Annotated in this window: 24 protein-coding genes; 13 read left to right on the top strand and 11 right to left on the bottom strand. The window is 31.5% G+C overall.

The genetic code is table 11. The features are described from left to right. Nucleotides 1-4: 4 nt before the first annotated feature. From EG240_RS11655 to EG240_RS11640, 4 genes are all read right to left on the bottom strand, one after another. On the bottom strand, nt 5-1,969 hold the full coding sequence (locus EG240_RS11655; RefSeq protein ID WP_125019567.1) for a polysaccharide biosynthesis protein: 1,965 nt from the start codon (nt 1,967-1,969) through the stop codon (nt 5-7). A 64-nt stretch (nt 1,970-2,033) separates the two neighbouring features. Beyond that, nucleotides 2,034-2,774 carry an LPS export ABC transporter ATP-binding protein gene (lptB, locus tag EG240_RS11650; protein WP_125019566.1) on the bottom strand — a complete coding sequence of 247 codons (741 nt, stop codon included), beginning with the start codon at nt 2,772-2,774 and terminating at the stop codon, nt 2,034-2,036. Between the two features lie 7 nt (nt 2,775-2,781). Then, the gene (gene tatC / locus EG240_RS11645; RefSeq protein ID WP_235830375.1) at nt 2,782-3,615 is read right to left on the bottom strand and encodes a twin-arginine translocase subunit TatC; all 834 of its coding nucleotides are present in this window, start codon (nt 3,613-3,615) and stop codon (nt 2,782-2,784) included. Next, entirely contained in the window at nt 3,612-4,580 is a 969-nt protein-coding gene (locus tag EG240_RS11640; RefSeq protein ID WP_125019565.1) for a KpsF/GutQ family sugar-phosphate isomerase, read from the bottom strand. The genes tatC and EG240_RS11640 overlap by 4 nt, the downstream gene beginning before the upstream one ends. 88 nt (nt 4,581-4,668) lie before the next feature. Between EG240_RS11640 and EG240_RS11635 the strand changes: the two genes are divergently transcribed. Beyond that, nucleotides 4,669-6,864: a RecQ family ATP-dependent DNA helicase gene (locus tag EG240_RS11635; protein WP_125019564.1), complete on the top strand. Its 2,196-nt coding sequence runs from the start codon at nt 4,669-4,671 to the stop codon at nt 6,862-6,864. Nucleotides 6,865-6,886: 22 nt separating this feature from the next. Here the strand turns inward: EG240_RS11635 and EG240_RS11630 are convergent, their stop codons facing one another. Continuing rightward, nucleotides 6,887-7,141 (bottom strand): hypothetical protein, encoded by a 255-nt coding sequence (locus EG240_RS11630; RefSeq protein ID WP_125019563.1) that lies wholly within the window; start codon nt 7,139-7,141, stop codon nt 6,887-6,889. A gap of 88 nt (nt 7,142-7,229) precedes the next feature. On the opposite strand from EG240_RS11630, the gene EG240_RS11625 reads away from it, so the two are divergent. The 8 genes from EG240_RS11625 (at nt 7,230) to EG240_RS11590 (ending at nt 12,683) form a co-directional block, all read left to right on the top strand. After that, on the top strand, nt 7,230-8,789 hold the full coding sequence (locus tag EG240_RS11625; protein WP_125019562.1) for an NAD(P)/FAD-dependent oxidoreductase: 1,560 nt from the start codon (nt 7,230-7,232) through the stop codon (nt 8,787-8,789). 107 nt (nt 8,790-8,896) lie between these two features. Next, complete coding sequence (locus EG240_RS11620; RefSeq protein WP_125019561.1) at nt 8,897-9,670, top strand: 3'-5' exonuclease; 774 nt, start codon at nt 8,897-8,899, stop codon at nt 9,668-9,670. Between the two features lie 104 nt (nt 9,671-9,774). Beyond that, on the top strand, nt 9,775-10,386 hold the full coding sequence (locus EG240_RS11615) for a fumarylacetoacetate hydrolase family protein (RefSeq protein WP_125019560.1): 612 nt from the start codon (nt 9,775-9,777) through the stop codon (nt 10,384-10,386). After that, the gene (locus EG240_RS11610; RefSeq protein WP_125019559.1) at nt 10,386-10,742 is read left to right on the top strand and encodes a hypothetical protein; all 357 of its coding nucleotides are present in this window, start codon (nt 10,386-10,388) and stop codon (nt 10,740-10,742) included. Before EG240_RS11615 ends, EG240_RS11610 begins: the two co-directional genes overlap by 1 nt. Before the next feature lie 2 nt (nt 10,743-10,744). Next, nucleotides 10,745-11,998, top strand: a complete 1,254-nt coding sequence (locus EG240_RS11605) for a CinA family nicotinamide mononucleotide deamidase-related protein (RefSeq protein ID WP_125019558.1) — start codon at nt 10,745-10,747, stop codon at nt 11,996-11,998. Between the two features lie 74 nt (nt 11,999-12,072). Further along, nucleotides 12,073-12,309: a 50S ribosomal protein L28 gene (gene rpmB, locus EG240_RS11600; RefSeq protein WP_125019557.1), complete on the top strand. Its 237-nt coding sequence runs from the start codon at nt 12,073-12,075 to the stop codon at nt 12,307-12,309. A gap of 26 nt (nt 12,310-12,335) precedes the next feature. Beyond that, entirely contained in the window at nt 12,336-12,518 is a 183-nt protein-coding gene (gene rpmG, locus EG240_RS11595) for a 50S ribosomal protein L33 (RefSeq protein WP_125019556.1), read from the top strand. A gap of 12 nt (nt 12,519-12,530) precedes the next feature. Then, nucleotides 12,531-12,683, top strand: coding sequence for a DUF4295 domain-containing protein (locus EG240_RS11590; protein ID WP_125019555.1), 153 nt, complete (start codon nt 12,531-12,533; stop codon nt 12,681-12,683). A 154-nt stretch (nt 12,684-12,837) separates the two neighbouring features. Here EG240_RS11590 and pepT read toward each other — a convergent pair whose 3' ends face one another. Beyond that, nucleotides 12,838-14,085 carry a peptidase T gene (pepT, locus tag EG240_RS11585; RefSeq protein WP_125019554.1) on the bottom strand — a complete coding sequence of 416 codons (1,248 nt, stop codon included), beginning with the start codon at nt 14,083-14,085 and terminating at the stop codon, nt 12,838-12,840. 202 nt (nt 14,086-14,287) lie between these two features. On the opposite strand from pepT, the gene brnQ reads away from it, so the two are divergent. Both brnQ and kynU read left to right on the top strand, forming a co-directional pair. Further along, complete coding sequence (brnQ, locus tag EG240_RS11580; RefSeq protein WP_125019553.1) at nt 14,288-15,598, top strand: branched-chain amino acid transport system II carrier protein; 1,311 nt, start codon at nt 14,288-14,290, stop codon at nt 15,596-15,598. Between the two features lie 72 nt (nt 15,599-15,670). Next, complete coding sequence (kynU, locus tag EG240_RS11575; RefSeq protein WP_125019574.1) at nt 15,671-16,948, top strand: kynureninase; 1,278 nt, start codon at nt 15,671-15,673, stop codon at nt 16,946-16,948. A 108-nt stretch (nt 16,949-17,056) separates the two neighbouring features. Here kynU and EG240_RS11570 read toward each other — a convergent pair whose 3' ends face one another. The 5 genes from EG240_RS11570 to folE form a co-directional block, all read right to left on the bottom strand. Beyond that, nucleotides 17,057-17,905, bottom strand: coding sequence for an OmpA/MotB family protein (locus EG240_RS11570; protein WP_125019552.1), 849 nt, complete (start codon nt 17,903-17,905; stop codon nt 17,057-17,059). 100 nt (nt 17,906-18,005) lie between these two features. Further along, nucleotides 18,006-18,938, bottom strand: a complete 933-nt coding sequence (gene lgt / locus EG240_RS11565; protein WP_125019551.1) for a prolipoprotein diacylglyceryl transferase — start codon at nt 18,936-18,938, stop codon at nt 18,006-18,008. Nucleotides 18,939-18,992: 54 nt separating this feature from the next. Next, nucleotides 18,993-19,223 (bottom strand): membrane protein insertion efficiency factor YidD, encoded by a 231-nt coding sequence (yidD, locus tag EG240_RS11560; RefSeq protein WP_125019550.1) that lies wholly within the window; start codon nt 19,221-19,223, stop codon nt 18,993-18,995. A 52-nt stretch (nt 19,224-19,275) separates the two neighbouring features. Further along, on the bottom strand, nt 19,276-20,754 hold the full coding sequence (gene cysS, locus EG240_RS11555) for a cysteine--tRNA ligase (protein ID WP_125019549.1): 1,479 nt from the start codon (nt 20,752-20,754) through the stop codon (nt 19,276-19,278). 20 nt (nt 20,755-20,774) lie between these two features. Continuing rightward, nucleotides 20,775-21,446, bottom strand: a complete 672-nt coding sequence (gene folE / locus EG240_RS11550) for a GTP cyclohydrolase I FolE (protein WP_125019548.1) — start codon at nt 21,444-21,446, stop codon at nt 20,775-20,777. 221 nt (nt 21,447-21,667) lie between these two features. Between folE and EG240_RS11545 the strand changes: the two genes are divergently transcribed. Both EG240_RS11545 and EG240_RS11540 read left to right on the top strand, forming a co-directional pair. After that, a complete protein-coding gene (locus EG240_RS11545; protein WP_125019547.1) occupies nt 21,668-22,090 on the top strand; it encodes a hypothetical protein in 423 nt (140 codons plus the stop codon). Nucleotides 22,091-22,093: 3 nt separating this feature from the next. Next, nucleotides 22,094-25,898 (top strand): PKD domain-containing protein (locus tag EG240_RS11540; protein ID WP_125019546.1); only part of this gene is annotated, 3,805 nt, incomplete at its 3' end.

Genomic DNA, 25,898 nt, shown 5'->3' with positions numbered 1-25,898 from the left:
ATATTTAATCTAGTTTTTCAAATTCTGAGTTCATACTTTTAAATTCTGGAACAATTGTTTTCATTTTTTTAACTATGGAAATTTTGTTATGTTGCTTTGACAAATCAATTAATTCGATAATGTGATTTTGTACAGTTAGATAATCATCTTTTATATCTTCAGCAATCATAATTTTTTCGTGATATGTCGGTAACGTTTTCGAACCATCATTTAGCAATTCTTCATATAACTTTTCTCCAGGACGTAAACCAACTATTTGTATTTTTATGTCAATTTCTGGTGTCAAGCCGGCTAATTTAATCATTTTATTTGCTAAATCAATAATTTTAACTGGTTTTCCCATATCAAAAATATAAATTTCTCCACCGTTACCCATTGATCCAGCTTCCAAAACCAATTGACAAGCTTCTGGAATAGTCATGAAATAACGTATGATATTTGGATGGGTAATTGTTATTGGACCTCCATTTTCAATTTGTTTTGTAAATAAAGGTACAACCGATCCATTAGAACCTAAAACGTTTCCAAATCGTGTGGTAATGAATTTTGTTGTTTGATTATTCGTTTCTTTTAAATGAACTGATAATGATTGTACATATTTTTCAGCGATTCTTTTACTACAACCCATCACATTACTTGGGTTTACAGCTTTATCTGTTGAAACCATTACAAATCTTTTAACACCGTATTTTATTGATAAATCCGCTAAATTTTTAGTTCCTAAAACATTTGTATGAATAGCCTGAGATGGATTTTCTTCCATTAAAGGCACGTGTTTATATGCAGCAGCATGATAAACAATGTTAGGTTGATAATCTGAAAATATTTGTTCTAATGTTGTAAGATTTCTAATGTCAGAAATTTTTGAAATTACTTCACAAGAATAATTATTTTTTGCTAGTTCAAGTCCAATATTATGTAGTGGTGTTTCTGCTTGATCAAGTAATATGATTTTTTTTGGATTAAATTTTATTACTTGGCAAACAATTTCACTACCAATTGACCCCGCAGCTCCTGAAACTAAAACTACTTTGTCTTGTAGTTGATTTGATATTTTTTCAGAATCTAAAGAAATTGGTTTTCTTTCAAGTAAATCCTCAATTTTAATATTTCTGATTTTAGAATAAATATTTTGAGAATCATTAATATCAGCTAGAGCTGGTAACGTAAGAATTTTTATGTTATAATTAATACAATCTTCAATCAAATTGATTTTGTCTTCATTGCTTAAATCTTGATCACCTAAAATTATAGTGCTAGTTTTTAGGCTTCTAGCGATAACTGATGTTCTTCTGCCAAGATTATGAACTGGCAAATTTAGTATTTTTGTAAATCCAGATTTTGACTTTGGATCTATAAAACCAATTATTCTAAATTTATTCGATTTTGCAGAAATGATTGATTTCGCAATTGCAATTGCAAGGTCGCCTTTTCCATATATCAATACATTCTCCTTATTATCTTTTTCAGATAATTTAGATATCTGTTCAAAAATGATTTTTATAGAAATTCTAAATGATAAAAGTAAGCAATATGAAAATATTATTATGATTAATAAACGTGTATTTAAGAATAATTTTGTGTCATAAATAATGTAATAAAAGGTGTTTATTAAGAATAAAGTTATTAAAGCTGCAAATTCAGAAATAAAAAGTTGAATTGCATCAACAATACTTGAGTGACGTACAACACCTGAATAGGTCTTAAATCTCCAAAAATAAAAAATATGAACTATTAATAATAGTAGTAATAATGTTCCTGCTTTTTTGGGGCTATTGTATTCTAATCCAATTCCTTCTAATAAAAAGTGAGTTAATACAGCAGCTAATGAAACAAGGATTATATCTATCATTAATATAATCCATCGAGGAATGTAACCTAAATTTTTTAGATTGGTTTTTTTGAAGAAATTGCTAATAATTTCTCTAACAATACTTGAATCGACAGTATCATTTTTTTGGGTTTTCATGTGTTTTGGTTTGTTCTTGGTTTGTTCTTGTTTTTTTTGCTAATATAGTGGCTGGTTTTATTTTTTAAAAGGTTATTTTCTTTTTTCTAAGTTCAAAATTTTGTCCTAAATATACTTTTCTTACTATTTCATCTTGAACTAAATCTTCTGGCTTTCCGGCTTTTAGAATTCCGCCTTCAAACATTAGATAAGTTTTGTCTGTGATAGCAAGTGTTTCTTGTACATTGTGGTCGGTTATTAAAATTCCAATATTTTTATTCTTCAATTGCGCAACAATTCTTTGAATGTCTTCAACTGCAACTGGATCAACTCCCGCAAAAGGTTCATCTAAAAGAATAAATTTTGGATCGGTAGCTAAAGCACGAGCAATTTCTGTTCTTCGACGTTCTCCTCCAGATAATAAATCTCCTCGATTTGTTCGAATATGTTGCAAGCTAAATTCATCTATCAGAGATTCCATTTTGGCTTCTTGTTCTTTTTTAGAAAGCTTTGTTAATTGTAAAACACTTAAAATATTATCTTCAATGCTTAATTTTCTAAAAACAGATGCTTCTTGTGCTAAGTATCCAATGCCGTGTTGTGCACGTTGATACATCGGGAAATCAGTGATTTTTGTATCGTCTAAAAAAATATTACCACCGTTAGGTTTTACCAAGCCAACAATCATGTAAAAAGAGGTGGTTTTTCCAGCTCCATTTGGACCAAGTAAACCTACGATTTCTCCTTGGTTAACTTCTACCGAAATTCCCTTAACAACTTTTCTGCCTTTATAGGTTTTGATTAAATTCTCTGCTCTTAACTTCATGAAATTATTATTTTACCGTTGGCTTCGTTTCTGCTATGCTTTTTCTTTTTGTGATAATTTTGGCGACTAAGATACTACCTTCATATAAAATAACCATAGGAATTGACACAATTATTTGACTAATTACATCAGGTGGTGTTACAACAGCAGCGATTATCAATATTAAGACGTATGCATATTTTCTATATTCTTTTAAAAATGAATCTGTTATTAATCCTAGATACGTTAAAAAGAATATGATTATTGGTAGTTCAAATATTAAACCTGTCGCTAATGATGTTGTTTTTACAAGTCCAATGTATGAATTAATATCTATTGAATTTTCTACAATCGAGCTGATTTGTGTATTGACTAAAAAGTTAATTGATAACGGAACTAAAACGTAATAACCAAAAAGAACACCTAAGAAAAATAATAAAGACGAAACGAATATAAATGTTTTTGCGTATTTTTTTTCGTTTTTATACAATGCTGGGCTAATAAATTTCCAAACTTCCCATAAAAAATAAGGAAATGAAATGATAAAACCAGCAGTAATACAAGTCCAAATTAAAACGGAAAGCTGACCGTCCATTGTTCTATTTTGTATTTCAAATGGTAAAACTTGATTGCAAAAACTTTTGTCCAAATCAAATTGGTTTGCTAATTCACAAAAGAATTGATAGGTAATAAAATCACCATGTTTTGGTCCAAAAATTATGGTGTCAAAAATAAATTCATTAAACATGAATGCAATTACTCCGCCAATTAAAATCGCAATTGTACTTCTAACTAATAACCATCTTAATTCTTCTAAATGACTTAAAAAAGACATTTCTTTTACTTTTTTTTGATTGCTCATGATACAATTCCTTCTTTTAAAATATCATGTAAATGAATAACACCGGCGTATTTGTTGTTTTCAGTTACGATTAATTGTGTGATAGCATACGATTCTAAAACTTCCAGTGCAACTGAAACTAATTCATTCGAATCAATTGTTTTTGGAGATTTAGACATAATATCTTTTGCCTGCAAATTTATAAAAGAATCTGTTTTTTCAAGCATCCTTCTGATGTCTCCGTCCGTAATTATTCCTAAAATTTTGTTATTTTCTATAACGGCAGTGACTCCAAGACGTTTACTTGATATTTCAATAATAACTTCTTTGATGCTTGCTTCAGGTGAAACTTCGGGTTTGCTTTTGTTTATCAGTAGATTTTCAACTTTTAGTAGAAGTTTTTTTCCTAAAGCTCCACCTGGATGGAATTTTGCAAAATCATTTCCTGTGAAATTTTTAAGCTTCATTAAAGAAACCGCAATCGCATCACCTAATGCTAATTGTAAAGTAGTACTATTTGTTGGAGCTAAATTGTTTGGGCAAGATTCTTTTTCGATATGAGAATTGATAACATAATCTGAATTTTTACCTAAAAAAGATTCTTTATTAGCGGTCATTCCAATCAAAATGTTTTCATCACGTTTTAAAAGTGGAACTAAAACTTTAATTTCTGGACTATTTCCACTGTTCGAAATACATAAAATGATATCCTCTTTTGTTACCATTCCTAAATCTCCATGAACAGCTTCTGCTGCATGAAGAAACATTGAAGGTGTTCCTGTTGAATTTAAAGTTGCAACAATTTTATTTGCTATGTGCGCGCTTTTTCCGATTCCAGTAATTACTAATCGACCTTGGGTTTCAGAAATTTTAATAACCGCTTCTGCAAAATCTTCATTTAAATTTGAAATTGATTTTACAATGCTTTCACTTTCAGATAGTAAAGTGTCTTTTGCGTGTTGAATTATATCTTTTTTTGTATTCAAAATCTAAAAAGTGTTAAAAATTGTTTGCTTAATTAGAAAAGCGTATCTTTATCTTTTGCAAATTTAGCTAAAATAGCATTATATTATAATGAAATCAGACGAAATTGACTTACACAAAGAATTAAAAAAGTATTTTGGATTTAATCAATTCAAAGGATTACAAGAACAGGTTGTGAAAAACATCATTTCTGGAAATAATACTTTTGTTATAATGCCTACTGGAGGTGGTAAATCACTTTGTTACCAATTGCCAGCTTTATCTTTGGAAGGAACTGCGATTGTTGTTTCTCCTCTTATTGCTTTAATGAAAAATCAAGTGGATGCCATTCGAAGTCTTTCTTCGGAAATTGGTGTTGCTCACGTTTTAAATTCTTCATTGAACAAAACTGAAATTGCTAAAGTTAAAGAAGATATCAAGAGCGGAATTACTAAGTTGATTTACGTTGCGCCAGAATCTTTGACTAAAGATGAATATATAGATTTTTTAAATTCGGTTAAATTATCGTTTATCGCTATCGATGAAGCACATTGTATTTCGGAATGGGGACACGATTTTAGACCGGAATATAGAAACCTTAGGAATATAATTCGTAAGCTTGGTGATATTCCAATTATTGGATTAACTGCAACTGCGACTCCAAAAGTTCAAGAAGATATTTTAAAAAATCTTGAAATTCCAGATGCTAAAGTTTTTAAAGCATCTTTTAACCGCGCGAATTTATTTTACGAAATACGTCCTAAAACTAAGAATGTAGAATCAGACATTATCCGATTTATAAATCAATTCAAAGGAAAATCTGGTGTTATTTATTGTTTAAGCCGTAAAAAGGTTGAAGAAATAACTCAAGTTCTACAAGTAAACGGAATTAGTGCTGTTGCTTATCATGCTGGATTGGATGCCAAAACGCGAGCTAAACATCAAGATATGTTTTTGATGGAAGATGTTGATGTTGTTGTTGCAACTATTGCATTCGGAATGGGAATTGATAAACCAGATGTACGTTTTGTAATTCATCACGATATTCCAAAATCGTTAGAAAGTTATTATCAAGAAACGGGTAGAGCTGGTCGAGATGGAGGAGAGGGTTATTGTTTAGCTTATTATTCATATAAAGATATTGAAAAGCTTGAAAAGTTTATGGCTGGAAAGCCATTAGCTGAACAAGAAATTGGTTTTGCTCTATTACAAGAAGTTGTTGCTTATGCAGAAACTTCTATGTCAAGACGTAAATTTTTACTGCATTATTTCGGAGAAGAATTCGATGAATTTGCTGGTGATGGTTGGGACATGGATGACAATACTCGTAATCCAAAAACCAAAGTTGAAGCAAAAGATGAAGTTGTCAAGCTTTTAAAAGTGATTCAAGCAACTAAACAAACCTATAAGTCCAAAGAGATTATTTATACTTTGGTAGGGAAAATCAATTCTGTAATTAAATCATATAAAACCGATTTGCACGAACTTTTCGGTTCAGGTAAAGAACACGATGATCGTTATTGGATGGCGTTAATTCGTCAAGTTATGGTTTCTGGAATGATTTCAAAAGATATCGAAACTTATGGTGTTCTGAAAATAACTGAAAAGGGGAATAATTTTATCAATAATCCGTATTCATTTATGATGACAGAAGATCACGAATATTCAGATGCTATAGATGAAAGTGTTATCGCAAATGCTAAGTCGGCAAATGTTGCAGATGAAGTTTTAATTTCAATGCTTAAAGATTTACGTAAAAAAGTAGCTAAGAAATTAGGAGTTCCTCCGTTTGTTGTTTTTCAAGATCCATCGTTGGAAGATATGGCTTTAAAATATCCAATAAAAATGGATGAATTGGTTTCAGTTCACGGTGTTAGTGATGGTAAAGCTAAAAAGTATGGAAAAGATTTTATCGATTTGATATCCAAATATGTTGAAGAAAATGATATTATTCGTCCAGATGATTTAGTAGTAAAATCAACAGGAGCAAATTCTGCTTTAAAATTATTTATCATTCAAAGTTTAGATAGAAAATTGCCATTGACAGATATTGCTGCTGCCAAAGGTTTAGATATGGAAGGATTGATGAAAGAAATGGAAATGATTGTTTATTCTGGCACAAAATTAAATATCAAATATTGGGTAGATGATATATTAGATGAAGACCAGCAAGAAGAGATTTATGATTATTATATGGATTCTCAGAGTGATGCGATTAAGGATGCTCTTAAAGAATTTGATGGCGATTACGATATAGAAGAACTTCGATTAATGCGAATTAAATTCATTAGCGAAGTAGCAAACTAAAAAAATACTCCTTAATAATATATTAAGGAGTATTTTTTTTGTCTTCATACAATTCACCTCTATGTGGTTTTAGAACATCTCGTAGTGCAATCATTTGTTCGTCATTTACAACCATAAAAGCAATAGCGTGCATTTCGCTCAAAGCTGAAAATCCTGTTATTGAGATAGGAAGTTTTTCCATAACGATATATTCTTTCAAATGAATTTCGTGATGTTCAGCAGTTCGTAAAGCTGCTTCTCCTTTAAAATCCCAAATTAGTTTTATTTGTCTTTCCATTAAATTTTATTTTTATCGAGGACAAAATTAAGCTTTATTATTTTTTGATGTATTTTTGTAGCTTAATTTTTATTTGCTTTATAACAAAATGCCACAAGAATTACAATTACAAGTGCTTCCAGAAGTTGCGGCTTCAGCTGAATTGTTAACGCAGTATGTTGCGAAATTAACGCATAGTTCGGTTCAAGATATTAAACACATCACCATTTTAAAACGTTCGATTGATGCACGCCAACGTTCCGTAAAAATCAATCTGAAAGTACAAATTTTCTTTGCTGATGAAGATGTTGTTCATCGTGAAATTCAATTTCCAAATTATAAAATTGTAAAAGATGCAACTCCAGTAATTGTTGTTGGAGCTGGTCCGGCTGGATATTTTGCAGCTTTACAATTAATTGAATTAGGTGTAAAACCGATTGTTCTTGAAAGAGGTAAAGATGTTCGTGGACGTCGTAGAGATTTAAAAGCAATTAATCGTGACCATGTCGTGAATCCAGATTCAAATTACTGTTTTGGTGAAGGTGGTGCAGGAACCTATTCTGATGGAAAGTTATATACGCGTTCAAAAAAACGTGGTGATGTAAATCGTATTCTTGAGTTATTGGTTGCCTTTGGTGCAACTCAAGATATTTTAGTTGAAGCACATCCACATATCGGAACAAATAAACTTCCAAAAATTATGGAAGATATGCGTTATAAAATTATTGAATTTGGTGGCGAAGTACGTTTCGAAAATAAAGTAACCGATTTCATTATCAAAGGAAATGAAATTCATGGCGTGATTGTAAATAACGATATTACGATTGAAGCTAAAAAAGTAATTTTAGCAACTGGACATTCGGCTCGTGATATTTTCGAGTTATTAGATAAAAAACAAGTTTTAATTGAAGCGAAACCTTTTGCTTTGGGAGTTCGTGCAGAACATCCACAAACTTTGATTGATAGTATCCAATATTCGTGTGATTATCGTGGCGATTTTTTACCACCTGCTCCATATTCAATCGTAAAGCAAGTGAACGGACGCGGAATGTATTCATTCTGTATGTGTCCGGGTGGCGTAATTGCGCCTTGTGCTACTGCTCCAGGAGAAGTGGTTACCAACGGTTGGTCGCCATCAAAACGAGATCAAGCTACAGCGAATTCTGGAATTGTAGTCGAATTAAAATTAGAAGATTTTAAACCTTTTCAAAAATTTGGTGCTTTAGCCGGAATGGAATTCCAAAAAGCTATTGAACAAAAGGCTTTTTATTTAGCAGGAGAAACGCAACGAGTTCCTGCGCAACGAATGGTTGATTTTTCACAATCTAAAGTATCAGAAAATATTCCACAAACATCTTATGTTCCTGGAACAACTTCTGTTGAATTAGGGCAAGTGTTTCCTGGTTTTTTAACTCAAATTATGCGTCAAGGTTTCCAAGATTTTGGAAAATCAATGCGTGGCTATTTTACCAACGAAGCTATTTTACACGCTCCAGAAAGTAGAACTTCTTCACCAGTTCGAATTCCAAGAGATGAAATTTCTTTAGAACATTTACAAGTCAAAGGTTTGTATCCGTGTGCTGAAGGAGCAGGTTATGCTGGAGGAATTATATCTGCAGCAATCGATGGCGAGAAATGTGCTATTAGATGTGTAGAAAGTATGTTTTAAATAATAAAGCCTAAGCGTTAAGTTTAGGTTTTTTTGTTAGAATTCATAAGAAATACTCAGCTTATAAAATTCAAAACTTTATCTTTGTATAGATAACAACAAAAATTATGGAGTTAAAACTAAATAGACCGATTTGTTTTTTCGATTTAGAAACAACAGGAATCGATGTTGCCCGAGATCGAATTGTAGAAATTGCTATATTAAAAATATATCCGAACGGAAATAAAGAAAGTAAAACGTGGTTGGTAAATCCAACAATTTCTATTCCGCCACAATCAACAGCTGTTCACGGAATCACAAATGAAAAAGTCGCAAACGAACCAACGTTTAAAGAATTGGCTTCGCAAGTTTATGCAATGATTAAAGATTCTGACTTAGCAGGTTTTAATTCAGACCGTTTTGATATTCCATTATTAGCAGAAGAATTACTTCGTGCTGAAGTTGATTTTGATATGAAAAATCGCGTTTCGGTTGATGTGCAAACCATATTCCATAAAAAAGAAGAACGTACATTAAGTGCGGCTTATCGTTTTTATTGTAACGAAACTTTAGAAAACGCTCATAGCGCAATGGCTGATACAACGGCTACATACGAAATTTTGAAAGCACAGTTAGATCGTTATGAAGATTTAGAAAATAATATGAATACGTTGGCTGAATTTACTACTCGTAAAAAATCGGTTGATTTTGCTGGATTCATTGCCTTAAATGAAGAAGGGAAAGAGATATTTACTTTCGGAAAACATAAAGGTGCTTTGGTTGATGATGTTTTAGAACGTGAACCTGGATATTTTGGTTGGATTCAAAACGCTGATTTTCCTTTATATACCAAAAAAGTACTTACTGCAATTAAGTTGCGAAAATTATCTACTAAGTTTTAATCTAGCCCTGATTGCAGCGATATCCTTTTTAATGTTACCGAAACGTAGTGAAAGGTAATGTGAAAAAGATTTAGCGGAAAGCAGGAAAAAGCTTCAAATAAAAAATGAAAATTATTTGTATTGGAAGAAATTATTCAGAACATATTTCTGAACTAAATAACGAACGACCAGAAGAACCGGTGGTTTTTATGAAACCGGATTCGTCAATTTTATTAAAAACGTTTCCGTTTGTGATTCCAGAATTTACTCAAGATGTGCATCACGAAGTGGAATTGGTTGTGAAAATTAATAAGGTTGGAAAATATATTAGTCCGAAATTTGCTCACAAATATTATGATCAAATTGGTTTAGGAATAGATTTTACGGCTCGAGATTTACAAGCGAAATTGAAAGCTAAAGGATTGCCTTGGGAAATTGCGAAAAGCTTTGATGGAGCCACAGTTGTTGGCGAATTTAAAGATAAGAATTCATTTGCAGATTTGAATGATATTACGTTTTCAATGACTAAAAATGGAGAAGTGGTTCAGCTTGGAAATACCAAAAATATGCTTTGGAATATCGATGAATTAATCGCTTATGTATCGCAATATTTTACGTTGAAAATTGGTGACTTAATTTATACAGGAACTCCCGCAGGTGTTTCTAAAGTTGCTACGGGTGATGTTTTGGAAGGTTTCATCGGTGATGAAAAAATGTTTGGCGTAAATGTTTTGTAATGGCATTGTATTATAACATTTCTAATTTAAATGAACGTCATGAAAACGATGCAGTTTTAATTCAAATAAACGTCAAAAGTTTGGTGCTTTTAGCTGAAGTAAAATTGATAAAAATAGAAAAAGCAATTTCGAAAAAAAAATACGATAAGGTTTTAAAACATGTTTCAAAATTAAATAAATTTTTGGTGCTTTTTGAGATTGATGAATGTTTAGAATATGCTGAAGCGATTTCGATGTGGGCAGATAATCAAGGTTCTAAAAAAGCTATTGAAGAAGTTTTTAAAGTTTATAAAGTACGCATTGAAAAAGTTTTGAAAGAGATGAAAAGAGATTTTAAAATAGTTAGTTCTACATAAAGATGAAAGCAGCAATTGTTACTATTGGCGACGAAATTTTGATTGGACAAATTGTAGATACCAATTCGGCTTTTATTGCAAAAGCTTTGGATGATATTGGTTTTCAAATTGTGGAAATGATTTCGATTTCAGATACTGAAAAAGCTATTTCTGAAACGATGAATCGTTATCAGAATCAAGTTGATTTGGTTGTGATGACAGGTGGTTTGGGACCAACTAAAGATGATGTTACCAAGAAAACATTTTGTTCCTATTTTAATGATGTTTTGATTTCTGATTCAGAAGTTTTAAAACACGTTACAGCTTTAATTGAAGATTTTTACAAACGTAAAATCACACAAATGAATATCGACCAAGCTTTGGTTCCGTCTAAAGCAACGGTTTTATTCAATAAGGTTGGAACAGCGCCAGGAATGTTGATGAAACACGAACAGACGTTTTTTGTTTCGCTTCCGGGTGTTCCGTATGAAATGAAATATTTGGTTTCAGAAGTTTTGATTCCATATTTAGAACAGAGTTTTGAACCTTCATATAATATTCATCAAACTTTGATTACTCACGGCGTTGGTGAAAGTTTACTTGCAGAACGAATTGCTGATTGGGAGAATGATTTACCTAGTTATGTACATTTAGCTTATTTACCAAGTCCGCGAATGGTGAAATTACGTTTGTCAATTTCTGGAAAAGATAAAGTGTTTTTAGAAGATGCGATTCGTGAACAGGTTGAAAAATTGTTACCATTAATTAAAGATTGTTTGATTGGATTGAATGAAAATGAAACTATTTTTAAAGTGGTTTCTGATTTGTTGAAAGAAAATAATTTGACAATTGCTTGTGCAGAAAGTTGTACGGGTGGACAAATTGCTAAATTATTGAATGAAATTCCAGGTGCTTCGGCTTATTTTCAAGGTGGAGTAGTGGCTTATGCAACGCAATCTAAAATTGATGTTTTAGGAGTTTCTGAAAATACGATTAATAAAAATTCAGTAGTAAGTGAACAAGTTGCTTTAGAAATGGCTTTAGGTGCTAAGCGTTTATTTAAAAGTGATTTAGCTATTGCAACTACCGGAAATGCTGGACCTTCGAAAGGAGATTCTGATGTTGAGGTTGGTACAGTTTGTTTGGCATTGGTTTCTAAGTTTGGAGAAAAAACATTCACTTTTAACTTTGGTCAACCTCGAGAAAAGGTCATTGATTCTGCCGTGAACAAAGCTTTCGAAATTATTCGAGAAGAAATTATTAAAAACAATTCCTGAAAAATTTGTATAACATTTTTCTTTTTCGTTATTTTGCACTCACATTTTGAATAACAAAATAAAAGTAAGAAATAATGTCAAGAGTTTGTCAAATCACAGGTAAGAGAGCTATGGTTGGAAACAACGTATCTCACGCAATGAACAAAACTAAGAGAAAGTTTTCTGTAAACTTAGTTAAGAAACGTTTCTACATCGTAGAAGAGGACAGATGGGTAACTTTAAAATTATCTACATCTGCATTAAAAACTATTAACAAGAACGGTATTGCTGCTGTATTGAAAGATGCAAAAGCAAAAGGATTAATGAAATAATTCGATACCTTTAAAAATATATTAAGATGGCAAAAAAAGGAAACAGAATCCAGGTTATTTTAGAATGTACTGAGCACAAAGGAACTGGTTTACCAGGAACATCTCGTTACATCACTACAAAAAATAAAAAAAATACTCCAGACAGATTAGAGATTAAAAAATTTAATCCAATCTTAAAAAGAGTTACAGTTCACAAAGAAATTAAATAATTCAGTTAAGTCATGGCAAAGAAAACCGTTGCAACGTTACAAGGATCTTCTAAAAAGTTAACTAAAGCTATTAAGATGGTTAAATCTCCTAAAACTGGAGCTTATACTTTCGTTGAGTCAGTTATGGCTCCTGAATTAGTAGCAGATTTCTTAAAAAAGAAATAATCTATATTTAGAGATATATTAAAAAGCTATCATTAATTGATAGCTTTTTTTGTTTTATATACTTCCTAAGTGTTGAATTTAGTCCTTAAAAAAAGAGTCATAAACTTGCGTTTACGACTCTTTTTCTATTATGTAAAGGGTATTTCTATTTTTTTTATTTTTCTGCTCTTTGAGCTGTTAATTCAGCTATACGAACGATTACTTCAGTTGCTTTTACCATACTTTCAACCGGAACGTATTCATATTTTCCGTGGAAGTTGTGTCCGCCTGCAAAAATATTTGGACAAGGTAATCCCATATAAGAAAGTTGAGAACCATCTGTTCCACCGCGAATTGCTTTGATTAAAGGTTTAATTCCTAAATCTTTCATAGCTTGTTCAGCAATATGAACGATGTGCATTACAGGTTCAACTTTTTCTTTCATATTGAAATATTGGTCGTTGATTTCAGCAACAACAATATCTTCTCCAAATTTCGCAGCATATTTCTTGTTGAATTTCTTAACCATTTTTTCAATTAATTTTTTGCGCTCTTTGTATTTTTTCATACTGTGATCGCGGATGATTAATTGAACTTCCGTTTCTTCAATAGAACCTTGAAGGTGGTTTACGTGGAAGAAGCCTTCGTAACCTGTTGTTTTTTCAGGAACTTCTTTTTTAGGTAATTTACTGATGAATTTGTTTGCTAAAAGCATCGAATTAATCATCTTTCCTTTTGCATAACCTGGGTGAACACTTTTTCCTTTGAAGATTAATTTAACTCCAGCAGCATTAAAGTTCTCGTATTCTAATTCGCCAATCTGACTTCCGTCCATTGTGTAAGCGTAATCTGCCCCGAATTTAGCTACATCGAATTTATGAGCGCCACGTCCGATTTCTTCGTCAGGCGTAAATCCAATTCTAATTTTCCCGTGTTTGATGTCTGGATTTTTGATTAAATGTTCCATTGCAGAAACAATCTCAGTAATTCCAGCTTTATCGTCAGCTCCTAAAAGCGTTGTTCCGTCTGTAGTGATTAAAGTTTGACCTTTGTATAATAGTAAATCTTCGAAATAAGAAGGAGATAGTACGATATTTAAATCTTTGTTTAAAACGATATCTTTTCCGTCGTAATTTTCAACGATTTGTGGTTTTACATTTGCTCCTGTAAAATCTGGACTTGTATCAAAGTGAGAAATGAATCCAATGGTAGGGACTTCAAAATCAACATTACTTGGAACAGTCGCCATAATGTAAGCATTGTCATCAATAGTTACATCTTCTAAACCAATTTGTTTTAATTCTTCAACTAATTGATTAGCTAAATCCCATTGTTTTGCAGTACTTGGTGTTGCTTCTGAATTTGGATCTGATTCTGTATCAACAGTAACATAGCTGATAAAACGATCTATAATGTGTTGCATAATTTATTGTTTAATTGTATTTGCAAATTTAATAATTTATACCTATTAAGATGTCAAGATTTTGTTTAATTATTTTATAGGATTCGAATTATATATTGGTTTTTCCGAGTTTGTAAAATTTTAATTATTTTTTTTTAAAAATTAGGGATTCTGGTTTAATTTTTTAATTTTTGTTAGATTATTAACTTTATAAATTAATCTAATGCAAAACAAAAGTATAATGGTAATTCTAACTTTAGGATTTGCCTTATTCGCTATGTTCTTTGGAGCAGGAAATTTAATTTTACCACCCTATATTGGATTGTTGGCTAAAGATAACTGGGTTGAAGCTATTTTAGGTTTTACAACATCAGGAATCATTGCACCATTTCTTGGTATTATAGCGGTTTTAAAATCTGGTGATTCATTTACTGATTTGGGTAAACGTGTAAATTTGAAATTAGCTTTAGTTTTAGCAACGATTATTATGTTGTGTATCGGTCCAATAGTTGCAATTCCAAGAACAGGAGCCACAACTTTTGAAGTTGGTGTTTTGCCATTAATGCCAGATGCTTCCCCAATTTGGTCTTCAATCATTTTTTTTGCAATTGTTTTGGTTTTATCCATTTCTCCTTCCAAAATTGTGGATATCATCGGTTCTTATTTGACACCGTTGCTTTTAATTTTACTTGCTACTTTGGTAGTTGTCGGTATTTTGAATCCTGCAGTTATTCCTCAATCTTCAAATATTGGTGCTTCACAAGATTTCGCCATGGCTTTTCAAGAAGGTTATCAAACGATGGATGTTTTAGCTTCAGTCATTTTTGCTGGTATTATTATTTCTGCAGCTAGACAAAAAGGTTTTGTGAATTTAAAAGAACGAACTAATATTGTTTTGAAGTCGGGTTTGTTGGCAATGGGATGTTTACTGTTTATTTATGGCGGTTTGATTTACCTTGGAGCTACAACAGATTATCAATTTACAGAAACTTCTTCAAGAACCCAGCTTTTACTTCATATTTCGACTTCAGTTATAGGAGAATACGGAACTTTAGCAATCAGTGTTTCTATGGCATTGGCTTGTTTAACAACAGCAATCGCCTTGACTTGTGCAGTAGGAACTTTTTTTGCAGAACTAACCAATAATAAATTCGGATATGCAGAAGCAGTAATATCTTGTACATTAGTTTCTGCATTGTTTTCAATTAATTCGGTTGATGATATAATTAATTATGCAGGTTCGATTTTAGGATTTGTATATCCGATTACATTTGCATTGGTGATTTACGTGGTTTTGTTTGGGAATAAAATCACACAGAAACTACCTTATGTTGTTGCATTGTTGATTACGACTTTTATTTCTGCATTTCGAGTTTTGGCTCACTTCAATATTGCGACAACAGAAATCAATTATTATAAAGAATTTATCCCACTAGGAAGTCATAATTTAGAATGGGTGATACCATCTTTTATTGGTTTTATTATTACTTATTTTATTACTAAAAATTCTAGTAAGAAATTTGTAACAACATAGAAAATATATCAAACTTTACTTGAAACTTTTAAATGGTTTAGTAATTTTACACAAACAAAAAACTTTTAAATGATGACTTTTGAAAATAGTCGTGAATTCGCGAAACAACTAGATGCTCAAGATGCATTAGCAAAATATAGAGATGAATTTAATTTCCCAAAAGTAAACGGAAAGAAAACAATTTATTTCACTGGAAATTCTTTAGGATTACAACCAAAATCGGCTAAAACTTATATTGATGAAGTAATGAACGATTGGGCAGAAATGGCTGTTGAAGGACATTTTTTTGCAGATAAACCTTGGTGGGATTATCACGAAAGATTCTCAAAACCATTAAGTAAAGTGGTTGGTGCTTTGCCTTCAGAAGTAACAGTTATGAATACATTAACTGTGAATTTACACATGATGATGGTTTCTTTTTATCAACCAACAGAAAAACGTTATAAAATTATTTGCGAAGAAAAAGCGTTTCCAAGCGACCAATATATGCTTCAAACACAAGTTAAATTTCATGGTTTAAATCCTGATGATGTAATTGTAGAAGTTAAACGTAGAGAAGGAGAATATAATTTACGTAATGAAGATATTATTGCAAAAATAAATGAAGTAGGAGATGAGCTTGCGTTGGTTTTAATCGGAGGAATCAATTATTACACAGGTCAAGTTTTAGATATGAAAGCAATCACCGAAGCAGGACATAAAGTTGGAGCTTTTGTAGGTTGGGATTTGGCTCACGCTGCTGGAAATATCAAATTAGAATTACACGATTGGAATGTTGATTTTGCAGCTTGGTGTTCATATAAATATATGAATGCTGGACCAGGAAGTGTTTCTGGAATCTTTGTTCATGAGAAACATCATTCAAATAAAGATTTACCTCGTTTTGGTGGATGGTACGGTCATAACAAAGAACGTCGTTTTTTAATGGAACCAAATTATGATCCAAATCCAGGAGCATTAGGATGGCAAAGTTCATGTACTGGAGTTTTGGCAATGGCGCCTTATTTAGCTTCTGTTGAAATGTTTGAAGAAATTGGAATGGAAGCTTTGTTTGAAAAACGCGATAAAATCACAGCTTATTTAGAATTTATTATCGAAGAAATTGCTAAAGAAGTTAATGGTAATTTTGAGTTAATTACACCGAAAAATCTAAATGAAAGAGGTTCTCAATTATCTGTTTTATTACATGGTGAAGGGAAATCTTTATTTCATTATTTAATGAAAGAAGGTGTAATTGTTGATTGGAGAGAGCCTGCAGTAATTCGTTTAGCACCAGTTCCATTATATTCAACTTATGAAGAAATGTATGAATTCGGTCAGATCTTGAAAAGAGGAATTCAAACGAAATAATATAGAAACGATCGATTATATTCGGTCGTTTTTTTGTTTAATAAAACTAAAATGGTCGAAAGTATTAAACTCTCGACCATTTTAGTTTTTATAATTATTTAAAGATAATTAATTTTTAGGAGCTTGATCAATCAATTCCATGAATTGATCTAACTTAGGTGTAATGATGATTTGAGTACGTCTGTTTTTAGCTCTTCCTTCAGGAGTGTCGTTTGTAGCAATTGGGCTAAATTGACCTCTACCAGCAGCAGTTAAACGTTTTGGATCAACACCAAATTTGTTTTGTAAAGCCTGAACAACAGAAGAAGCTCTTAAAGCACTTAAATCCCAGTTGTTTCTTATGTTTTCACGAGAAATTGGTTGATTATCAGTGTTACCTTCAACTAATACTTCGAAATCTTTATAATCGTTGATGATTTTAGCAACTTTTGTTAAAGTTTTCTCTGCGTTTGGAGAAATCTCATAACTTCCAGATTTATATAACATGTTGTCGTCTAAAGAAACGTAAACAACTCCTTTGATAACTTTGATGTCAACATCTTGTAATTCGTCTTTGCTTAAAGAGCGCGTTAAGTTGTTTGTTAAAATCATGTTTAGAGAGTCGCTTTTGCTTTTAGCTTCTACTAAATGTTTGATATATTTATTTGAAGAATTGATTTCGTCAACTAACTTAGAAATATTTACGTTTCCTTGAGAAATACTTTTGTCTAAAGATCCTTGTAACGATTCAAATTGTTTCTTCAAACTTTCATTGTTAGATCTTTCAGCTGCTAAAAGTGATTCTAAACTAGTGATTCTAGTTCTAGCTTCTGTAAGTTCTAATTGAGTTTGATGGTATTTTTTACCCATTTCTGAATATTCACTTTGTAAAGCTGCATGTTCCTTTTTGCTGACACAACTTGTTAATGCCAAAGCAGACATTAAAGTCAATGTAGGATATAAAACAATTTTTTTCATAATCAAATTAAATTTATAGTTCCTCAAAATTAGTAAATTATATTGATTTAAAAGTTAAATTAATTCATAAAAAAAACAGCTATTAAAGCTGTTTGTTAAATTATTGTGAAATTTTCTTATGTTTTGAAGTTATCAAAAGATAGAATCCTACTATGATGAAAGGGATACTCAACCATTGACCGGTTGAAAAGATTTCTCCTAAAGCATCTTCAAATCCACCTTGACTTTCTTTTACATATTCTACAATAAAGCGTACACCCCATAGTAAAATTAAGAAAACTCCGAAAATTCTTCCTGAATACAATCTTGCATCTGTTTTCCAATATAAGTATAAAACAATTAAGAAAGTGATAAAATATCCGAATGCTTCATATAATTGTGTAGGATGTTTTACTACAACGGTTTCTAAAAGTGGTGCGAATTGAGGATTAGTTGCAATAGCATCAAAAGCTTTATTTGCATCAGGAATTCCAGTTAAATTCATTGCATCTTGTGGAGTGAATTTATCTCGAATAAATTTAATTCCGAATGAAGATGTTGTTTCATGTCCGATAATTTCAGAATTAAAGAAGTTTCCAAATCTTACGAACATTCCACCAATAGCAATCGGAATTGTGATTCTGTCTAAAATCCATAAAATTGGTTTTTTGATTACATTTCTGCTGTAATAAATCATTACAAGTACAATTGCAATTGCTGCTCCATGACTTGCTAATCCTGAAAATCCTATGATTTCAAATTTAGGTTCAAATCTTACGGGCAGAAAAATTTCTAATAAATTGTCTTTGTACTTATCCCAATCATAAAAGAAAACGTGTCCTAATCTTGCTCCAATTAAAGTCGCAAAAACAGTATAAATAAAAAGTTTGTCTAAATTATCAGTGGTTTCACCTTCTCGGTCGTAAACTTTTTTCATTAAATACCAACCTAAACCAAAGGCTACAACGAACATTAAACTATAATAACGTAATTTGAAAAATCCTAAATCAATTCCTTCTGAAGGATTCCAAATCATATGCAAAGATGTAATCATAAAAAATAAATTTTAGTAAAAGTAACCGATTCAATTGTATTAAACAAGATTATTTTAAGGAACTGGGTCGTATCCGCTTTTTCCCCAAGGATGACAACTTGCAATGCGTTTTATTCCAAGCCAACCTCCTTTAAAAAGGCCGTGTTTTTTTAAAGCTTCTAATGTGTAGCTTGAGCAAGTAGGAGAGAACCTGCAAGCTGAAGGTGTAAACGGAGAAATGCAAACTTGATAAAATCGAATCAAAAATATAAATGGAAATATCAGTACTTTTTGAAGTGTTTTCATATTCATAAATGTATGAAAAAAATAAAGCTACAAAATGATGTAGCTTTAAAATTTATAATGAGAAAGAAGTTCCTTCTTTTCCGTCTTTTAATTGAATTCCGATTGCAAGAAGTTTATCTCTGATTTCGTCAGATAAAGCAAAATTTTTATTTGCTCGTGCTTCATTTCGCATATCGATTAAAAGGTCAACAACTTCTTCTAATTTATTTGTTGTTTTTCCAGATTCTTGAGTTTCGTCAACTAATCCTAAAACATCAAATACAAATGCATTCATTGTAACAGAAAGATTTTCTAAATCTGATTTTGAAATAGTTTCTTTTTCTTCTTTTAATAAGTTAATCATTTTAACGGCATCAAATAAATGTGCGATTAAAATTGGACTATTAAAATCATCGTTCATTGCGTCGTAACATTTCTGTTTCCAAGATTGAACGTCAATGGTTGAATTTTCGCTTGGTTTGATTTCTTTAAGATTTCTCAAAGCTTCCATCAATCTGTAAAATCCTTTTTCTGATGCTGAAATTGCTTCGTCAGAAAAATCTAAAATACTTCTGTAATGTGCTTGAAGAATAAAGAATCGTACAACAGAAGGCGAAAAAGCTTTGCTTAAAATATCGTTTTCTCCAGTAAATAATTCTTGTGGAAGAATGTTGTTACCTGTAGATTTTGCCATTTTTTTACCGTTTAAAGTAAGCATATTTGTGTGCATCCAATAGTTTACTGGCGAATTTCCTGTACAAGCTTCGTTTTGAGCAATTTCACATTCGTGGTGTGGAAATTTTAAATCCATTCCACCTCCGTGAATATCGAAATGTTTACCTAAATATTTAGTGCTCATTGCTGTACATTCTAAATGCCAACCTGGAAAACCATCGCCCCAAGGAGAAGGCCAACGCATAATATGTTCTGGTTCGGCTTTTTTCCACAACGCAAAATCAAGCGGATTTCTCTTGTCAGATTGTCCGTCTAAATCGCGGGTGTTCGAAATCATATCTTCGATGTTTCTGCCGCTTAATTCACCGTAATTATAATCTTGGTTGAATTTTAGAATATCAAAATATACAGAACCGTTTACTTCATAAGCGTATCCATTTGCAATGATTCCTTCGATAATATGGATTTGCTCAATAATATGTCCGGTTGCAGTTGGTTCAATACTTGGTGGAAGATTGTTGAATTGTTTTAAAACATTATGAAAATTTACTGTGTATTTTTGAGCAATTTCCATTGGTTCAACTTGTTCTAAACGTGCTTTTTTAGCGATTTTATCTTCGCCAGCGTCTGCGTCATCAACAATATGACCAACGTCTGTAATATTACGAACGTAACGAACTTGGTAACCTAAATGTTTTAAATATCTGAAAACTAAATCAAAAGAAATAAATGTTCTACAGTTACCTAAATGTACATAATTGTAAACCGTTGGTCCACAAACATACATTCCTATTTTTCCTTCATGAATAGGAGTAAAAACTTCTTTTTGTCCGCTAAGCGAATTGTAAATTTTTAAGGTGTTGTCTTTGTAAAACATATAATTAATTTAATTTGAAATTAGAATTGTGTATCTAATTTAATGTAATCTAAAAGTTCTCTTCTTGTTTTTTCTTCTTTAAATAAACCTCCGAATTCAGCCGTTACCGTTGAACTTTCGATATCGCGAATTCCACGAGAATTTACACAAAGGTGTTTTGCGTCAATTACACAAGCAACGTTTTCTGTTCCTAAAACTTTTTTCAACTCTTCAACAATCTGAATTGTTAAACGTTCTTGAACTTGTGGACGTTTTGCATAATAATCTACAATTCGGTTCATTTTTGATAAACCAACTACAGTTCCGTTAGAAATATAAGCTACGTGAGCACGACCAACGATTGGTAATAAATGGTGTTCGCAAGTTGAATAAACAACAATGTTTTTTTCAACAAGCATTTCTCCATATTTATATTTATTGTCAAAAGTTGAAGCGCTTGGTTTTCTTTCTGGATTTAATCCTCCAAAAATTTCTTTAACGAACATTTTCGCAACACGTTTAGGAGTTCCTTTTAAACTGTCGTCAGTTAAGTCCATTCCTAAAGTGGTTAAAATATTTTCGAAATCTTTTTTAATAGATTCAATTTTTTCATCATCTGTACGATCAAAAGCATCTGCTCTTAAAGGAGTATGGTCGCTTGTACCAATATGGTTTTCTCCTAATTCATCGTTAAACATATCTGACTTGCACATATATTATAAGGTTGTTTTAAGTATAATAAGATGCAAATATAATTATAATTGTTGATTTTAATGAAGTTTAGAATTAGTTATGCTAAATATTTTGATTGGATTATATTGAAATATCAAAGGGAAAGAATGTTAAAAAAGTCATGATACGTTTTTTTTTGAAAAAAAAAGATAATTGTTTCTTAAATTTATGTAAATTTCGCTTTTTAAAATAATGTAGTATTATGAGAAGAATAAGTTTACTTATCTTGTTAGGGCTGTTATCTTTTCGGGCAATGTCTCAGGAGGGTGAAATGAACGATAAGAAAGAGGTTGATCCGAGGCTTGTCGAAGTCTTTGGGGATCAATTAGAAAAATTAGTTTTAAATGACAAAGATCGTTTAAATGGGTTGAATCTTTTGTTGGAAAAAAGGGTCAAAATTATTATTGAGCCTTACGCTACTTTTGAGAAATATCCCAAATTATCGGAATTTTCTGTAAATAATTCCTATAATAAAGATTTAAAACGAGATGAGGTTTTTGATATTAATACATTTAATGTTTTAAAATATAATTTAAGTTTCTTCTCAAATCGTGAAATTAAGTATTATAGAGTTGATAATACTGATTATTTAATTAAGATTTTATCTCAAAATTTAAAAGAATAGATAATGATAAAGCGTTTACTCTTATTTTTTACAATGTTATTATTTTGGCAAAACAATTATGCTCAGAGTTTTAACATGGCAGATGGTGTCACCATAGAAACTTGTTCAGGTGTTTTCTATGATAGTGGTGGGCCTACAGGTGATTATCAAAATGCTGTTCAACAAATCATGACTTTTTGTCCTGATTTTCCTGAATCAGCTATACAGGTAGCTTTTCTTGATCTTGATTTACAAAATGGAAATGACATACTATTTGTGTATGATGGACCAGATATTAACTCACCATTATTAACGACAATAACTGGAACTGAAATTCCATTAGCACAAGTTGCATCAGGTTCTAATACTTCTGGTTGTTTAACATTTAGATTTATTTCTGATGCGCAAATAACTGGAAGAGGTTGGGTAGCAGAAGTTGAGTGTGTTACACCATGTCAGGTAATTATGGCCTATTTAGATTATAGTTCACCAAGTAGAGATGCTGATGGAATTATCAAAGCTTGTATAGGACAAGAAATCACTTTAGGAGCTCAAGCTACATTTTCAGGAAATGGTGCTGGTTCTGTTTATACATGGGATTTCGAAAACGGTGAAACTGCTACAGGTCAAAATGTAACAGTAAGTTATGATACTCCTGGTATTTATAGGGTTAATGTTTTGGTAACAGATACATTTGACTGTAGGAATAATAATATTATTAATCAAGTTATTCAAATCTCTCCAGAACCAACTGTTTATATAGATTTACCGCCAGAAATTTGTTTTGGTGTTGATACAGTTGTTACTGTAGAAGCTGAATATGAGCGAATAACTCGCGAATGTGCACCTCCTGTGACAGGTACTACTTTTTTACCTGATGGGAATAATAATATTTATTCAACTTCAATTACTATTGATTGTTTTGAAAATGACGAAATCATTACTGAAGGGAATCAAGTTGCGAAAGTTTGTATTAATATGGAACATTCACACTCTAATGATATTACAATTCGTTTGATTTCTCCAAATGGTGAAATTGTAAGATTACATAATAGAGGTGGTGGTGGGACCTATATAGGTCAAGCAAATCGTGATGGTACTTTAGAGCCTGGAATTGGAGAAACTTACTGTTTCACTATGGATGCAGCTACAATTTTGATAAATGGTCAAACTATGCCAGGTGGTTTTAATCCTCCTGGGAATATGTGGGTACCTGGAGATTACAAACCTGTTGATAGTTATAATAATTTCATCGGATCACCTGTAAATGGTGTTTGGACTTTACAAGTACATGATCAGCTTGCAATAGATAATGGTTATATTTTTGGTTGGTCAATAGAATTTTCAGAAGATATCCTTCCAGCTTCTTTTAACTTCAAACCTGAATTAGAGTCTATTTCGGTACCATTAACAAACGGTGTGGTAGATGTTACTGGTAATCAATTCACGATTAATCCTGAAGTTGCAGGTGAATTATGTTATGATGTAACAATAATTAATGATTTCGGTTGTGAATATACACAAACTATTTGTACGAATGTTGATCCACAAATTGTTTTAAATCAACCAAGAAGTTTTGAAGGTTGTGCTGATGAGAATGGTGATTTTACATTTGATTTTACTCCATTATATTCAGATCTTTCAGATAACCAATTCTTAGTTTTTTCAATATACGAAACTGAAGCGAATGCAAACGAAGCAATAAATGCTTTGGCTACTACTCAAACTCAAAACATTACTGATGGGATAGTTACTTATTGGGTACGTGCTTATAATGTTAATTCTGGTTGTTTTAGAGTTGTATCATTTACAGCTCAAGCATTTGATTGTCTTTTAAATTTAGTTTATTTACCTGATTTATCTATATGTCAAGGTCAATTGAATTCATTTAATTTAGCTCAATATACACCAGTTGTTTATTTTAATGACTTAGATCATACTGTAGCATATTATAATACAGAAGCTAATGCAATAGCTCAAACAGATCCAATCGATGCAAACTTATTAGCTAACTATGTTGGTACTAATAATGAAACAATTTGGGTTCGTGTTACTAATAATTTTAATAGTGATGTATTTGGTATTACTTCTTTTAAAATATTCATTTATTCAGCACCAGAATTTTATGATTTAGAACCTATTTATGGATGTGAAATTCCTGGCACAGGTTTAGCTAATTTTAATTTATCTTTCGTTCAAAATGAAGCAAGTGGTTCTTCTCCTAATATTGAAGTAAGTTTTTATCCTACTTTTGCTGAAGCTGAAATTGGTGATGTTGCAAATAGACTACCATTAAACTACACTGGTTTCCAAGGAACAATTTTTGTACGAGCGTATAATCCAAATACAGGATGTTTTACAATTATGTCTTTATTGACAAATGTTGTTGATGCTCCAGGAGCTAATCAAATTGCTCCATTAGAAATTTGTAGTTTTAATAATGATGGGTATGGAATTTTTAATTTGATTCCTACTACTGTTATGATTGCTGGAAATCCTATTCCTCCAGGTGTTCAGGTTTCTTATCACGAAACATTAGCTGATGCTAATAATAATGTTAATAAAATTCCTAATATTGGAGTTTATCAAAATATCGTACCAAATATTCAAACTATTTATGTTAGAGTAGGGTATCAAAATTCTACTTGTAGTGCGATTGTACCTTTAGAATTAATTGTAAAATCTACTCCAATTATTACGACACCAACTCCATTGACAGCTTGTGATTCAAATAACGATGGTGTAGCAGATTTTGATTTGACATCTAAAATAAATGAAATCTTAAATGGATTAGATCCACTAAGATATATTGTGACTTTCTATACTAATGAGGATAATGCAAATGCTGGAACTAACGAAATTACAAATCCAGGATCTTTCTCTAACTTAACTTCAAACGTTGTTTTTGTTAGAGTTCAAGATAATACTGCAGGTTGTTATAAAGTTACTAGATTGGTATTAGTAACAAATCCAACGCCTGTAATTGTAAATCCAATTGCTACATATTCTTTATGTGATGATAATTTTGATGGATTCCAAGTATTTGATATTGCTAGTAAAATTCCATTAATTACTGGAACACAAACTGGATTACAAGTTACTTTCCATTATACTTTAGCTGATGCAAATTCAGGTTCAAATCCATTAGCTTCACCTTATCAGAATGTGGTTCAAAATGTGCAAACACTTTTTATTCGTGTTCAAAGATTAAGTACAGGTTGTTTTACAACAACAACGATGGATATTCGTGTATCACCTGTACCAGTATTAAATGTACCAGTTACTCCATTTGATATTTGTAGTGATACAGATTCAAGTTTTGGAACTGTTAATTTAACAAGTTTCAATGTACAACTTTTAAATGGTGGCCCAGCTCATGAATTAAAATATTTTGAAACACAAGCTAATGCACAAAATAACGTATTACCTATTTTAAATCCACAATCTTATAATAATTTGCAAGCATCAAATCCATCAGTATGGGTTAGAGCAACTAATGAAGTTACTGGGTGCTTCTCTGTTTACAAAATTAATTTCCGAATATTAGTTTCACCTAAGATGCCTGTAACTTTACCAAATATAATTACATGTGACGTTCAAGATGATTTATTTGATGGAATAACACCAATTGATTTAACTCAGCAAACGCCATTGATTCTTGCGGTTCAAACGATTCCAGGTAATTATGAAGTTCGTTATTTTACATCATTAGTGTTAGCTAACGTTGGTACTAACTGGATTGCAAATCCACAAGCCTATATGAATACAACAAATCCTCAAACGATTTGGGCTCGTGTTCAAAATACTGCGCATCCAACAACTTGTTTTG

The organism is Paenimyroides tangerinum (assembly GCF_003865405.1).
In the GTDB taxonomy this organism is placed as follows: domain Bacteria; phylum Bacteroidota; class Bacteroidia; order Flavobacteriales; family Flavobacteriaceae; genus Flavobacterium; species Flavobacterium tangerinum.
This window is presented reverse-complemented; position numbering and strand designations above follow the sequence as displayed.